The 13,657-nt window shown below is 61.0% G+C and carries 12 protein-coding genes and 1 other RNA gene; 5 read left to right on the forward strand and 8 right to left on the reverse strand.

The genetic code is table 11. From position 1 onward, the window contains the following. Positions 1 to 28: 28 nt before the first annotated feature. From cmk to serC, 6 genes are all read right to left on the reverse strand, one after another. Positions 29 to 715, reverse strand: coding sequence for a (d)CMP kinase (cmk, locus tag BCY88_RS06295; protein WP_120343440.1), 687 nt, complete (start codon positions 713 to 715; stop codon positions 29 to 31). A gap of 35 nt (positions 716 to 750) precedes the next feature. After that, positions 751 to 2,055: a 3-phosphoshikimate 1-carboxyvinyltransferase gene (aroA, locus tag BCY88_RS40270; RefSeq protein WP_259461263.1), complete on the reverse strand. Its 1,305-nt coding sequence runs from the start codon at positions 2,053 to 2,055 to the stop codon at positions 751 to 753. Between the two features lie 18 nt (positions 2,056 to 2,073). After that, on the reverse strand, positions 2,074 to 3,024 hold the full coding sequence (locus BCY88_RS40275) for a prephenate dehydrogenase (protein WP_259461264.1): 951 nt from the start codon (positions 3,022 to 3,024) through the stop codon (positions 2,074 to 2,076). Positions 3,025 to 3,075: 51 nt separating this feature from the next. Then, positions 3,076 to 4,188, reverse strand: coding sequence for a histidinol-phosphate transaminase (gene hisC, locus BCY88_RS06305; RefSeq protein WP_120343441.1), 1,113 nt, complete (start codon positions 4,186 to 4,188; stop codon positions 3,076 to 3,078). 81 nt (positions 4,189 to 4,269) lie between these two features. Next, entirely contained in the window at positions 4,270 to 5,352 is a 1,083-nt protein-coding gene (pheA, locus tag BCY88_RS06310; protein WP_120343442.1) for a prephenate dehydratase, read from the reverse strand. A gap of 78 nt (positions 5,353 to 5,430) precedes the next feature. Continuing rightward, entirely contained in the window at positions 5,431 to 6,477 is a 1,047-nt protein-coding gene (gene serC, locus BCY88_RS06315; protein ID WP_259461272.1) for a 3-phosphoserine/phosphohydroxythreonine transaminase, read from the reverse strand. On the opposite strand from serC, the gene BCY88_RS40280 reads away from it, so the two are divergent. Next, positions 6,367 to 6,834 (forward strand): hypothetical protein, encoded by a 468-nt coding sequence (locus BCY88_RS40280; protein WP_259461273.1) that lies wholly within the window; start codon positions 6,367 to 6,369, stop codon positions 6,832 to 6,834. The genes serC and BCY88_RS40280 overlap by 111 nt on opposite strands. Here the strand turns inward: BCY88_RS40280 and BCY88_RS06320 are convergent. Both BCY88_RS06320 and gyrA read right to left on the reverse strand, forming a co-directional pair. Next, complete coding sequence (locus tag BCY88_RS06320; protein ID WP_063496923.1) at positions 6,827 to 7,429, reverse strand: DUF2059 domain-containing protein; 603 nt, start codon at positions 7,427 to 7,429, stop codon at positions 6,827 to 6,829. The genes BCY88_RS40280 and BCY88_RS06320 overlap by 8 nt on opposite strands. Positions 7,430 to 7,552: 123 nt before the next feature. Then, positions 7,553 to 10,189: a DNA gyrase subunit A gene (gyrA, locus tag BCY88_RS06325; protein WP_120343443.1), complete on the reverse strand. Its 2,637-nt coding sequence runs from the start codon at positions 10,187 to 10,189 to the stop codon at positions 7,553 to 7,555. Between the two features lie 498 nt (positions 10,190 to 10,687). On the opposite strand from gyrA, the gene ompA reads away from it, so the two are divergent. From ompA to ssrA, 4 genes are all read left to right on the forward strand, one after another. Beyond that, positions 10,688 to 11,335 (forward strand): outer membrane protein OmpA, encoded by a 648-nt coding sequence (ompA, locus tag BCY88_RS06330; protein ID WP_028200089.1) that lies wholly within the window; start codon positions 10,688 to 10,690, stop codon positions 11,333 to 11,335. A 221-nt stretch (positions 11,336 to 11,556) separates the two neighbouring features. Then, entirely contained in the window at positions 11,557 to 12,255 is a 699-nt protein-coding gene (gene ubiG, locus BCY88_RS06335) for a bifunctional 2-polyprenyl-6-hydroxyphenol methylase/3-demethylubiquinol 3-O-methyltransferase UbiG (RefSeq protein ID WP_120343444.1), read from the forward strand. Between the two features lie 32 nt (positions 12,256 to 12,287). Beyond that, positions 12,288 to 13,001, forward strand: coding sequence for an HAD family hydrolase (locus BCY88_RS06340; RefSeq protein ID WP_120343445.1), 714 nt, complete (start codon positions 12,288 to 12,290; stop codon positions 12,999 to 13,001). Positions 13,002 to 13,161: 160 nt separating this feature from the next. Further along, positions 13,162 to 13,531, forward strand: a transfer-messenger RNA (tmRNA) gene (ssrA, locus tag BCY88_RS06345). Positions 13,532 to 13,657: the final 126 nt, after the last annotated feature.

The following is a 13,657-nucleotide window of genomic DNA, read 5'->3' on the forward strand; positions in this document are numbered from 1 at the left end:
CGCCCACTGCTCAGATGCCAATCGGACATCAGGCATGCGGGACCCATGCTTCATACCACTGCACCACCTGCTCGACCGCCTGGTCGATGGATAGCGCCGAGGTATCAAGCAGCTTTGCATCCGCTGCAGGCTTGAGCGGCGCGGCCGCGCGCTGACTGTCACGCTCGTCGCGCTCACGCAAATCCCGGAGCAAGTCATCTATATTAGCAGAAAATCCTTTTTGGATCAATTGCTTATGCCGGCGCGCCGCGCGAGCCTCTACGCTGGCGGTCATGAATACCTTCAACACGGCGTCCTGGAAGATCACCGTGCCCATATCGCGGCCGTCCGCAACCAGCCCCGGCTCCTTGCGAAAAGCCCGCTGACGGGCCACCAGCGCGGTTCTCACGGGCGCGTGCACAGCGATCGCCGAGGCCCGGCTGCCGACTTCCTCGGCGCGAATGTCGGCGGATACGTCGGCGCCATCGAGCTGCGCCAGCCCCTCGCGGAACGTGATATGCAGATCGTCGATCAGTTTTACCAGCGCCTCGGCGTCATCCGGCATGACGTTGTAGCGCATGCTGGCAAGCGCGGCCAGCCGGTACAGCGCGCCGCTATCCAGCAAATGGAAGCCGAGATTCGCGGCAACCAGCGTAGCCACCGTGCCTTTGCCGGAGGCGCTGGGGCCGTCGATCGTAATGACGGGCGTTTGGTGAAAGGGACGGATCGGTTTCATCGAAAAAGTCGCACGTCAGTCGATTCGGGAGCGAATCAGGGTTGAGCGAGCGCGGTGAAGCGCTCGAAATAATCGGGGAACGTCTTGCCGACACACTTTGGGTCGTTGATCCGGATCGGCACGCCGCCGAGACTCACGAGCGAGAAGCACATCGCCATGCGGTGATCGTCGTAGGTGTCGATCGAGGCGTTCGGTATCAGTTTTTCGGGCGGCGTGACGACAAGGAAATCCTCGCCTTCCTGCACCTTCGCACCGACCTTGCGCAACTCGGTAGCCATGGCGGCGATCCGGTCGGTTTCCTTCACGCGCCAGCTCGCAATATTGCGCAGCGTGGTCGTGCCGTCCGCGAACAGCGCGGCGACGGCGATTGTCATCGCGGCATCGGGAATCAGGTTGAAGTCCATGTCGATCGGGTCGAGCTTGCCGTTGTCGTTGCCGACACCGCGCACTTCGATCCAGTCGTCACCCATCTGCAGGTTTGCGCCCATCCTGATCAGCGCATCGGCAAAACCGACGTCGCCCTGGATACTGGAGCGACCCACGCCCTCCACCCGCAACGGGCCGCCGCCGAGCGCGCCGGCCGCGAGGAAATACGACGCCGACGAAGCATCGCCTTCCACCATGATGGTGCCGGGCGATTGATAGCGCTGCCCCGCCGGCACGACGAAGCGATGCCATTCATGGCGCTCGACCTTGATGCCGAAGCGCTCCATCAATTTCATCGTGATCTCGATATAGGGCTTCGAGATCAGCTCGCCGTCCACCTGCACGATGCTCACGCCGCTTTCCGTGCGCAACAGCGGCAGCGTCATCAGGAGCGAGGTGAGGAACTGGCTCGACACGTCGCCACGCACGCGGATCGGCGCGTCAGCCGTGATTTGCGCCGGGCGAATCCGCAGCGGCGGATAGCCTTCGTTCTCTTCGTAGTCGACCCTCGCGCCGATCTGCCGCAAACCGTCGACCAGATCGCCGATCGGCCGCTCGTGCATGCGGGGTACGCCGTGAATACGATAGTCGCCGCCATTCACGGCGAGCGCTGCGGTCAGCGGGCGCACCGCCGTGCCCGCGTTGCCGAGGAACAGATCAGCCGTGCGGGCCGTGAATGCGCCGCGCGTACCGGTTACGACACAGGTATCGCCCTCGCGCTTCAGGCGCACGCCGAGTTTTTCGAGCGCGTCGAGCATGACGCGGGTGTCGTCGGAGTCGAGCAGATTCGTGATCGTCGTTTCGCCTTCGGCGAGCGCCGCAAGCAGCAGCACGCGATTCGAAATGCTTTTCGAGCCGGGCAAACGAACCGTGCCGGACGCACGAGAAAATGGTCCGAGATCGAGGAATTCCATGATTGAGTCCAATTCCGGTTATTTCGAGGCGTCGCCGAGTGCCGCCGCGGCAGTGCGCTGTTCCTGCCATTCGCTGCGCGCGACGCGCGAGCGTGCGAACACGGCTTCGAGCGCGGCGCCGTCGGCGGCTTCGATCGCCGCGCGCAAGCGTGCGAGCACCGCCGTGTACGCATCCAGTTCGTCGAGCAGCGCGGCGCGATTCGCTACACACACGTCGCGCCACATTTCCGGGCTCGACGCAGCGATGCGCGTGAAGTCGCGGAAACCGCCTGCGGCGAATGAGAATTTCAGCGCGGCGTCGGGCGAGTTGAGAATCTGCTCGACCAGCGCGAAAGATAAAACATGCGGCAAATGGCTGACCGATGCGAGCACGCGGTCATGCTGCTCGGGCGTCATGTCCCGCACACAGGCGCCGGTCGCGCGCCACATCGCGGCGACACGTTCGACTGCTGCCGGCGCATTCTCCGGCAGCGGGCACAACACGACATTGCGATTCACGTACAGATCGGGCAACGCCGCGTCCGGGCCGCTCGCTTCACGGCCGGCAATCGGATGCCCCGGCACGAACTGGCCGATGCGCGCGCCGAGCGCCGAGCGGGCGGATGCAACCACGTCGGACTTGGTGCTGCCGGCGTCGGTGACGATGGTGTCTGCATCGAGAAACGGCGCGATGCGCTCAAGCAGCGATTGCGTCTGTGCAACTGGCGCCGCAAGCAGCACGATATCCGCGCCGGCGAGCGCGGCACGCAACGCGGTGTCATCGGTCAACGCCGCGGATTGGTCGATCACGCCCAATTCCAACGCGCGCGCCGTCGATGCCGACGAACGCCCGACGCCGATCACCGTGCGCGCGCCCGCCGTCTCACCCTGCTCACCCCGTTCACGCAGCGCGCGCGCAAGCGAGCCGCCGATCAGGCCGACACCAAAAATCACCAGCTTGTTAAAAGAAAACGCGGCCACGTCGATCACAGAAAAAGCGCGCCATCCGTAGAGTGAGGCGCATGGGTCAAGGTCAACTGCTTACGCAGGGGTAAGCGTCTTTTCGAGCGCCGCGAGGAACGCTTCGTTTTCTTCCGGCAGGCCGATCGTGATACGCAGCCATTGCGGCAAACCGTAGTTGCCGACCGGACGAACGATCACGCCCTGCTTGAGCAACGCGAGGTTCACGCGGTTGCCGGCTGCGTCGTCATTGCCGACGCGCACCAGCACGAAATTACCGTCAGACGGCACATATTCGAGACCGAGTTTGTCGAACGCTTCTGTCAGGCGGCGGTAGCCTTGCGCGTTCAAAGCCGCGCTCTTTTCCAGAAATGCCTTGTCGTTCAGCGCCGCGATGGCCGCGGCTTGCGCCAGCGTGTTCACATTGAACGGCTGACGCAGACGGTTCAGCAGATCGGTCAACTCAGGCTGCGCGATGGCGAAGCCGACCCGCAAACCCGCGAGGCCGAACGCCTTCGAGAACGTGCGCGACACCAGCAGATTGGGATACCGGCGCACCCATGCGATCGAGTCGTAGCGCTTTTCTTCCGGCAGGTACTCGGTGTACGCCTCGTCGAGCACAACGGCCACGTGACGGGGCACCTGATCGAGAAACGCTTCGAGCTTCGCGCCTTCGATGAACGTGCCGGTCGGGTTGTTCGGGTTGGCGACGAAAATCAGGCGGGTGTCGTCGGTGATCGCGGCGAGCATCGCGTCGAGGTCGTGGCCGTATTTGACTGCCGGCACGACGATCGCACGCGCACCCACGCCTTGCGTGGCAAGCGCGTACACCGCGAACGAGTATTGCGCGTAGACGATCGACTGCCCCTTCTCGACGAACGCGTGCGCGGCGATTTCGAGAATGTCGTTGCTGCCGTTGCCGAGCGTGATCCAGTCGGCCGGTACGCCGTAGCGCTCGCTCAGCGCACTCTTCAGTTCGAACGCATTCGCGTCCGGATAGCGGCCGAGTTCGCTGGCCGCTTGCGCCATGGCGCGCTGTGCCGACTCCGGCATGCCCAGCGGATTTTCATTCGACGCAAGTTTCACGATGGTCGCTTCGTCGAGGCCGAATTCGCGGGCCACTTCCGAAATCGGCTTGCCGGCGATGTAAGGCGCAATCGCGCGCACATAGGAAGGACCGAAGGACGTTGTCATGAAAATCTCCGAACGACTAATTAGTAGTAGATGAATACGCGACAGGCGCGCTCGAACGGCATGAGCGCGCCTCGACAGACATTAGCGGGCGCGCGGATACGAGCCGAGTATCTTCAGGAACGCAGCTTTCTGGCCGAGTTCGGTCAGCGCGGCAGCGACCGCCGGCTCGTCACGATGGCCTTCGACGTCGATATAGAAGTAATACTCCCATGTGCCGACACGCGCCGGGCGCGACTCGAAACGGGTCATGGATACGCTATGGCGCGCCAAAGGCTCCAACAGCTTGAACACGGCACCCGGTTCATTCGCCACCGAAACGATCAGCGACGTCTGGTCGTGCCCGCTGACGCCAGTGCGCTCCTTGCCGATCATCACGAAACGCGTGCGGTTGTGCGGATCGTCCTGGATCAGCGCGTAAGCGACCTGCAGACCATAATGCGTCGCCGCGCGATCGCCGGCAATGGCCGCAACGGTCGGGTCTTCCGCCGCCATGCGCGCAGCTTCGGCATTGCTCGACACCGCCTGGCGTTCGAGATGCGGCGCGTTGGTCGCGAGCCAGCGCTGGCACTGGGCGAGCGCCTGTGCGTGCGCGCACACCCGCTTCACCCCAGTGAGGCCGCCGCTCAGCGTCAGGAGATTGTGGTGAATCGGCAAGGCCAGTTCGCCGCCGATCGTGAGCTGGGTTTGCAGCAGCAGATCGAGCGTGCGCGACACCGCGCCTTCAGTCGAATTCTCGACCGGCACAACACCGAATTCGGCTGCGCCGGCTTCGACCGAGCGAAATACTTCGTCGATCGACGGGCACGGCAAACCTTCGATCGATTGACCGAAGTATTCGTGCATCGCCTGTTCGCTATATGTGCCGACCGGGCCGAGATACGCGGCCTTGATGGTCTTTTCGAGCGCTCGGCTCGCGGCCATGATCTCGCGCCAGATTGCACTGATATGCTCACTGGCCAGCGGGCCATCGCTCATGTCCTGCAGACGTGCGATCACCTGCTGCTCGCGCTCGGGGCGGAACACCGGTGCGTTGAAATGCTTCTTCACCTCGCCCACTTCGAGCGCCACCGCGGCGCGCTGATTGAGGAGCGCGATCAACTGCGCGTCGAGCGCATCGATGCGTTCGCGAAGGGGCTTGAGTCGGGTATTGAGTTCGTCGTCCATGCGTGAAAACGGCCCTGCCGGTAGCTACTGCACAAATGCGTGCTGGAAAGGATACGCGCGCCTGAATATCAAACAGAATCAGGCGCTGCGCTGTTCGAATTCCCTCATGTATTCGACAAGCGCTTTGACGCCTTCGAGCGGGACAGCGTTATAGATCGACGCCCGCATGCCGCCGACGGACTTGTGGCCCTTTAGCTGCACCATTCCCCGCGCTTTCGCGCCGGCCAGGAAATCTTCGTTGCGAGACTCGTCGGCGAGGAAAAACGGTACGTTCATCCGCGAGCGCGAGCCACGTTCGACCTTGTTCAGATAGAAGCTGCTCGAATCGATCGCGTCGTACAACAGCTTCGATTTTTCGAGGTTACGCGCTTCCATCGCGGTAAGGCCGCCCTGCTTCTTCAACCACTTGAACACCAGCCCCGCGATGTAAATCGCGTACGTGGGCGGTGTGTTGTACATCGAGTTGTTCTCGGCGACAGTCTTCCATTCAAACGCCGACGGGCAGATCGCTTGCGCGCGGCCCAGCATGTCTTCGCGCACGATCACAACCGTCACGCCCGCCATGCCGATATTCTTCTGCGCGCCGCCGAACAGCACGCCATATTTGGCGATGTCCATCGGGCGCGACAGGATGTGCGACGAAGCGTCCGCCACCAGCGGAATGTCGCCGAGGTCGGGAATCTCGAACGTCTCGACGCCGTGAATGGTCTCGTTGGTGCACAAATGGACGTACGCGGGATCGTCCGACAGTTGCCATTCCGAGCGCGCCGGCGCACGCGTAAAGCCCTCGGCCGTTTGGCCGCTCGCCGCGAGATGCACCGTGCCGTACTTTTGCGCCTCCTTGAACGACTTTTGCGACCACGAACCGGTCACGACGAAATCCGCGCGCGCTTTTGTGCCCATCAGATTCATCGGCACGATGGCGTTTTCGCCCAGGCCGCCGCCTTGCAGGAACAGGATACGGTGGCTGGCGGGCACGTCGAGCAATTCACGCAGGTCGACGAGCGCTTCCTCATGGATCGACATGAATTCTTTGCCGCGGTGGCTCATTTCCATCACGCTCATGCCACTGCCCTGCCAATCGAGCATCTCGTCGGCTGCCTGACGCAGCACTTCTTCGGGCATGGCCGCTGGGCCGGCGGAGAAATTAAAGACGCGCATCGTGAGATCCTGGAAGCTGGCGCGAAAAACGAACAGATCGCGCAAAAATCGGCGAAGTTGGCAGCCACAAAGACAGCCGCCGCAAAGTCAGCGCCGCGAACCCGACAACACGAGTTTGACGGCAAGTATTCGGCAACACGCAGCTGGCAACATTTTCGCGCGCAAAAAGAAAATGGCCGTCTGCGCGTGTGCGCAAACGGCCATTATCGCATTGTCACCGCCAACCCGCCAAACCCGGCGCGCCGCACGGCGTGCCAGGCGGCGGCGGGCTCGATGTCAGCGCTGCCTTTCGATCTTCGGGCTAAAACCCGATTTACTTAGCCGGCTTGACCGAAGCGACTTCCTTGTCAGCCTGGTCGCGCGTTGCCTTGATCGATTGCGGCATGTACTTTTGCATCAAACCATTCACGACGTCGCGGCCAACCTGGTCTTGCACCTGGATGAACTTGCGGCCGGTCGGGCTCTTGTAGAACGCGGTCAGATCCTTGATTTCCGACGTGCTGTAGTACTTCGCGTAAGCGTCGTACTGAGCTTGCATTGCGTCTTGACGGAACGAGTCCGTTGCGAACACCTGGCCTGCGCCGTCAACCAGCTTCGGCACTGCGTTCTTTTGCAGCGTCGGGACGGAAGCCTGCTTCTGCTTGTCCGTCATCGTCTTGTTTTCGCTCAGGGCGTCCGACAGGATTGCCGGGACCAGTTGCTTGGCTTGCATCTGCGCGCTGTTGCCAATTGCGCCAACGAGCTTCTGTGCGTCGATTGCGTCCAGCAGGTCCTTGATTGCAGCCTGCTTGGCCGGATCAACCGGTGCAGCGGCAGCAGCCGGAGCCGCCGGGGCCGAGCTCTGAAGCGCTTGAGCCATAGCGAAGGTCGGCACGAGAGCAGCCAGCAACATCAGTTGTTTGAATCGTTTTTGCATCATTACTCCCTAAGAGAAATTAACTTGAACTGCAAGCTGCGCGGGATGCGTATCGGCCCGATACGCCATTGTTCCCTGCGCAGCTTTCAACCAATAACTGAGACTGAAAGCTGCCGACGTGAATCAGGCCGCACCACCGTCTTCACCGCCGTTGTCGCCTTCGGCAGGACCTTCGGTGTCGCCTTCCACATCGATATCGGCTTCCGCCTCAGCAACCTGTTGCAGACCTGAAAGCTTGGTCCCTTCGTCAAGGCTGATGAGTGTAACACCTTGGGTTGCGCGCCCCATTTCGCGGATTTCCGATACACGCGTACGAATCAGCACGCCCGTATTGGTGATCAGCATGATCTGCGCCTCCTGATCCACCAGCGTGGCGGCGACGACCTTGCCGTTACGCTCCGAGGTCTGGATTGCGATCATTCCCTTCGTACCGCGCCCGTGACGGGTGTACTCGATGATCGGTGTGCGCTTGCCGTAGCCGTTTTCGGTTGCGGTGAGCACCGACTGCTGCTCGTCGCCGGCCACCAGCAAGGCAATCACGCTCTGGCCGTCTTCGAGTTGCATGCCACGCACGCCTCGCGCCTCACGGCCCATCGGGCGGACGTCGTTTTCGTCGAAACGCACTGCCTTGCCGGAATCCGAGAACAGCATCACGTCATGCTGGCCGTCAGTAATGGCGGCGCCGATCAGGTAATCGCCGTCGTCCAGACCGACCGCAATAATACCTTTACGCAACACGCGACCAAAGGCTTCCAGCGGCGTCTTTTTTACAGTTCCTAACGCGGTGCCCATAAAGACGAATTTGTCAGCCGAGAATTCCTTCACCGGCAAGACAACCGTAATCTTCTCGCCGTCCTGAAGCGGGAAGATATTGACGATCGGACGGCCGCGCGAATTCCGCGAACCTTGCGGCACTTCGTAGACCTTCACGCTGTAGACGCGGCCACGATTCGAGAAGCACAGAATGTGATCGTGCGTGTTCGCGATGAACAGCGTGTCGATCCAGTCGTCTTCCTTCATCGCCGTGGCCTGTTTACCGCGACCGCCCCGCTTCTGCGCACTATATTCGGACAACGGCTGCGATTTCACATAGCCGGCGTGCGACATGGTCACCACCATCTCTTGCGGTGTGATCAGGTCTTCCGTGTTCAGCTCGGTTGCGTTCAGTTCGATCTTCGAGCGACGTGCGTCGCCGAATTCAGCCTTGATCGACGTCAGTTCGCCGACGATGATCGCCGTAATGCGTTCCGGGCGAGCCAGAATGTCCAGCAGGTCGGCGATTTGCGCCATTACTTCGCGGTACTCGCCGATGATCTTGTCCTGCTCCAGACCCGTCAGGCGTTGCAGACGCATCTGCAAGATTTCCTGAGCCTGGGTGTCGGACAAGCGGTAGAGGCCGTCGGACTGCATACCGAAGGACGGATTCAACCCGTCAGGGCGATAAGCCTCACGGCCACCGACCGACGCGTTTTCCGTCTCAGCGCGCGACAACATTTCGCGCACCAGCGACGAATCCCACGGACGCGCCATCAATTCCTGCTTGGCGATAGGCGGAGTCGGCGCTGCCTTGATGATCGCGATGAACTCGTCGATATTGGCAAGCGCAACCGCCAGACCTTCGAGCACATGGCCGCGTTCACGGGCTTTGCGCAGTTCGTATACAGTGCGCCGCGTCAGCACTTCCCGGCGATGCGACAGGAAGCACGACAACATTTCCTTCAGGTTCAGCAGCTTCGGCTGGCCGTCGACCAGCGCGACCATGTTCATGCCGAAGGTGTCCTGAAGCTGGGTCGCCTTATATAGATTGTTGAGAACGACTTCCGGCACTTCGCCGCGCTTCAGCTCGATCACGACGCGCATGCCGCTCTTGTCGGATTCGTCGCGAATGTCGGAGATGCCTTCGAGCTTCTTCTCGTTGACCAGTTCGGCGATGCGCTCCAGAAGTGAGCGCTTGTTCACCTGGTACGGCAACTCGTCGACAATGATCGACATGCGCTGGCCGCGGTCGATCTCCTCGAAGTGCGTGAGCGCGCGCATTACCACGCGGCCACGGCCGGTGCGGTAACCATCGCGCACGCCGGCCACGCCATAGATGATGCCGGCGGTCGGGAAATCAGGCGCCGGAATGATCTCGATCAGTTCGTCGATCGTGGCTTCCGGATTTTTCAGCAGATGCTGACATGCGTCGACAACCTCATTGAGATTGTGCGGCGGGATGTTGGTCGCCATGCCGACCGCGATACCGGACGAGCCATTGATCAGCAGATTGGGAATACGCGCCGGCAGGATGGCCGGTTCGTTTTCGCTGCCGTCGTAGTTCGGCGTGAAATCGACCGTTTCCTTGTCGATGTCGGCCAACAGCTCGTGGCCGATCTTTGCCATGCGGATTTCGGTGTACCGCATTGCCGCGGCATTGTCGCCGTCGACCGAACCGAAGTTACCCTGGCCGTCGACCAGCATATAGCGCAACGAGAAGTTCTGCGCCATCCGGACAATTGTGTCGTAGACAGCCGTGTCGCCGTGCGGGTGATATTTACCGATCACGTCGCCGACAATACGCGCCGACTTCTTGTAAGCCCGGTTCCAGTCGTTGTTCAGTTCGTGCATCGCATACAGCACGCGCCGGTGCACCGGCTTCAGGCCATCGCGAACATCGGGAAGCGCACGCCCCACGATCACGCTCATCGCGTAATCGAGATACGAACGGCGCATTTCCTCCTCTAGGGAGATTGGCAGAGTCTCTTTGGCGAATTGATCCATTATCCGTATCTTTTACGTGCCAAGGCGACGGCTTGAAGCTCGCTTGAAGCCCAACTCGCCGCGCCTTCGCGTAAGCATTGCAGGCGCAACGCATCACGCGATTCTAACATGCCGCGCATCCGCCCCCGGCTGGGGTACGTATACCTATTAGCAGGCGAGACGGAACGGCGCCTGAACGCCCCCTGACCGAGCCGGGGCAGGCGCGATTTGTGCGTGGGCCAATCCGCCGCTCAGCCATGACTGGCGGTGCCTCCAGCGGATTGCTTCTGTTGCGCATGCACCACAATTGGAGGGCGATTTGATCGGGGGCAGATTTTTTTATCGTTGGAAGGGAACGATATGGCAAAATGCCAACGCACAAAGAGTTAGACACTGCTCGAAGTCTACACAGCACGTTTTTTGTTCTACACCGATGTTATACTTCGAGCAATGTATGACTTGTCTTCGTCAACAGGCTCGCAGTAAACCTGCGGTAATCTCAATTTCGAGAGGAGAAATATGAATAAACTTTCAAAGCTCGCGTTCATTGCAGCTACCGCAGTTATGGCTGCATCCGCCATGGCGCAATCGGTGCCGGCGTCGCGACAAGCTACGAACGACAACTGGGTGAATGGTACCGGCGAATACGTGTGGATGAACGGCACGAACGAGCTTTGCTGGCGCGATGCATTCTGGACGCCGGCAACGGCCAACGCTAAGTGCGATGGCGCCCTGGTTGCCCAGGCTCCGACCCCGCCGGCTCCGGTCGCACCTGCACCGGCTATTACGAGCCAAAAGATTACGTATCAAGCTGACGCTCTGTTCGACTTCGACAAGGCTATCCTGAAGCCGGCTGGCAAGGAAAAGCTGGACGATCTGGCATCGAAGATCGGCGCGCTGAACCTGGAAGTTGTCGTCGCAACGGGTTACACGGACCGTATCGGTTCGGACAAGTACAACGACCGTCTGTCGCTGCGCCGTGCTCAAGCTGTCAAGGCATACCTGGTCAGCAAGGGCATCGAATCCAACCGTATCTATACGGAAGGCAAGGGCAAGCGCAACCCGGTCACGACCGGTTGCAACCAGAAGAACCACAAGCAACTCATCGCCTGCCTCGCACCGGATCGCCGCGTGGAAGTCGAAGTTGTCGGTACTTCGAAGCAGTAAGCTACAAGTTACCGCAGTATCAAAGCCCCGCTTCGGCGGGGCTTTTTTTATGCCGCGGCTGCGGATGCTGCTCGCCCTCTCCTCCGAGCATCATCCGCCCGCCCGGCAGTAGCGCATTGGCCAGCCGTAGCGCGGCATTTTGCCGCCCCGCCGCCCGGCCTATATACTCAGGGTTTATCCTCGAGCGCCCGCTCAACGCTCTCATCGAGGCAGCTTCCGCTATGACCAACGCCGATCCCCACGAACTGCAGAAATTCAGCGACCTTGCGCATCGTTGGTGGGACCCGAACGCCGAATTCAAACCGTTGCATGAACTCAATCCGATTCGTCTGAGCTGGATCGACGCGCATGCGCATCTCGCCGGCAAAACCGTGCTGGATATCGGCTGCGGCGGCGGCATCCTGTCGGAGTCGATGGCGGGATTGGGCGCGCACGTAAAGGGAATCGACCTGTCGAGCCAGGCGCTCGGCGTGGCGGATCTTCACAGCCTTGAAAGTGGCGTAACCGTTAGTTACGAAGAAATCGCCGCTGAAGCGCTGGCCGCCCGCGAACCCGGTACTTACGACGTCGTCACCTGCATGGAAATGCTTGAGCACGTGCCCGAACCGGCTGCCATCGTCGAGGCATGCAAGACGCTGGTGAAACCGGGCGGCTGGGTGTTCTTCTCCACGCTGAACCGCAACGTCAAGTCATATCTGTTCGCGGTGATCGGCGCCGAATATATCGCGCGTATGCTGCCCAAGGGTACCCACGACTACGCGCGCTTCATCCGCCCGTCGGAATTGGCGAGCTTCGTGCGCGCCGCCGGCCTGCGCACAGCCGACATCAAAGGCATCGTTTATAACCCGCTCAGCAAGCATTTCACGCTGTCCGACGACACGAGCGTGAACTACATGCTCGCCTGCCGCCGCGACGTCTGATCCGCCCCGACCTGCCGGACACAATCCACTCAATGAGCGATCCCACGCCCCTGCCCCAACGCGAAGACAACGACGATGCGCTCGGTCTTTGCCAGGCTGTTCTGTTCGACCTCGACGGCACGCTGGCCGATACCGCGCCCGATCTGGCGGCCGCCGTCAACAAAATGCGCCATGATCGCAGCCTCGAGATGGTGCCGCTCGAGGACCTGCGGCCGCTCGCCTCGGCGGGCGCGCGCGGACTGATTGGCGGGGCCTTCGGCATCGGTCCTGACAACCACGAGTTCGCGTCGATGCGCGAGGAGTTTCTCGCCAATTACGAAGCAGACTTGTGCATCGAAACCACGCTGTTTCCCGGCATCCCCGAATTGCTCGACGATCTCGACGCACGGGGCGTGCGCTGGGGCATCGTGACGAACAAGGTGGCAAGGCTCACCGAGCCGCTGATCGCACAACTCGGTCTCGAAGAACGTGCCGGATGCGTGGTGAGCGGCGACACGACGCCCCATTCGAAGCCGCACCCCGCGCCCTTGTTGCACGCCGCACGCGAACTGGGTATCGCGCCGGAGCGCATCGTCTACGTCGGCGACGACCTTCGCGATGTGCAGGCGGGTTTCGCGGCCGGCATGAAGACTATCGCGGCCGCCTACGGTTACTGCGGCAACGACATTCCGCCGACGCAATGGCATGCGCAGCATGTCGTGCAATCGCCCGCTGAATTGCAGACTCTGCTGCGCGATATCGGCTGAGCGCGCAGGCGAGCGCGGTGCAAAGCAGCGTTTTGCCGCTTGACCGTGGCAGTGCCTCAGCGCTGATGAGACAGCAAGGCGACGAAGCAATCAGTCAGGACGTGGCTGTCAAACTATTGTAAAATGTACGTTGGCCCAGACGTCTTGGGCAACGAACCGCGGGGGCGACCTGGTTTCGACAGGGGTTGCGAAGCGGCTAGGGCATACCGAGGACCCGTCACCTCGTTAATCAATGGGAAAAACGTAACTGCAAACGACGAAACGTTCGCACTGGCAGCCTAAGGGCCGCCGTCCTCTGCCTAGTTCACTGACGGGCTAGAGTCGCAAGACCGGTAGCAATACCGACAGAGGTCATATACGTCAGTTAAGTCTTGGCGGCGTCACGACGCCAAGGTCGAAAATCTAGTGAATCGCCGTCACGCAGCGTGTTCGTCCGCGTCGTGGTGGTTAAATCAAATGATAGAACTAAGTATGTAGAACTAGTCGTAGAGTGCTTCTGGACGCGGGTTCGATTCCCGCCGCCTCCACCAGAACATCGTTTCAAGCTTGACTCAAAACCCGCAATCAGCCTGCTGTTTGCGGGTTTTTTGTTGGCCGCGGATAAAACAGAAAAACAGAAGGCCCGCTCATTGAGCGGGCCTTTTCGCTGGCGAGCA

It is taken from the genome of Paraburkholderia fungorum (assembly GCF_003610895.1).
Lineage (GTDB): Bacteria > Pseudomonadota > Gammaproteobacteria > Burkholderiales > Burkholderiaceae > Paraburkholderia > Paraburkholderia fungorum_B.

Coding starts and splice junctions, on each gene's coding strand:
- cmk (WP_120343440.1), bottom strand. CDS start 715: ATGAAACCGATCCGTCCCTTTCACCAAACGCCCGTCATTACGATCGAC.
- aroA (WP_259461263.1), bottom strand. CDS start 2,055: ATGGAATTCCTCGATCTCGGACCATTTTCTCGTGCGTCCGGCACGGTT.
- hisC (WP_120343441.1), bottom strand. CDS start 4,188: ATGACAACGTCCTTCGGTCCTTCCTATGTGCGCGCGATTGCGCCTTAC.
- pheA (WP_120343442.1), bottom strand. CDS start 5,352: ATGGACGACGAACTCAATACCCGACTCAAGCCCCTTCGCGAACGCATC.
- BCY88_RS40280 (WP_259461273.1), top strand. CDS start 6,367: ATGGATCGACATGAATTCTTTGCCGCGGTGGCTCATTTCCATCACGCT.
- serC (WP_259461272.1), bottom strand. CDS start 6,477: ATGCCCGAAGAAGTGCTGCGTCAGGCAGCCGACGAGATGCTCGATTGG.
- BCY88_RS06320 (WP_063496923.1), bottom strand. CDS start 7,429: ATGCAAAAACGATTCAAACAACTGATGTTGCTGGCTGCTCTCGTGCCG.
- gyrA (WP_120343443.1), bottom strand. CDS start 10,189: ATGGATCAATTCGCCAAAGAGACTCTGCCAATCTCCCTAGAGGAGGAA.
- ompA (WP_028200089.1), top strand. CDS start 10,688: ATGAATAAACTTTCAAAGCTCGCGTTCATTGCAGCTACCGCAGTTATG.
- ubiG (WP_120343444.1), top strand. CDS start 11,557: ATGACCAACGCCGATCCCCACGAACTGCAGAAATTCAGCGACCTTGCG.
- BCY88_RS06340 (WP_120343445.1), top strand. CDS start 12,288: ATGAGCGATCCCACGCCCCTGCCCCAACGCGAAGACAACGACGATGCG.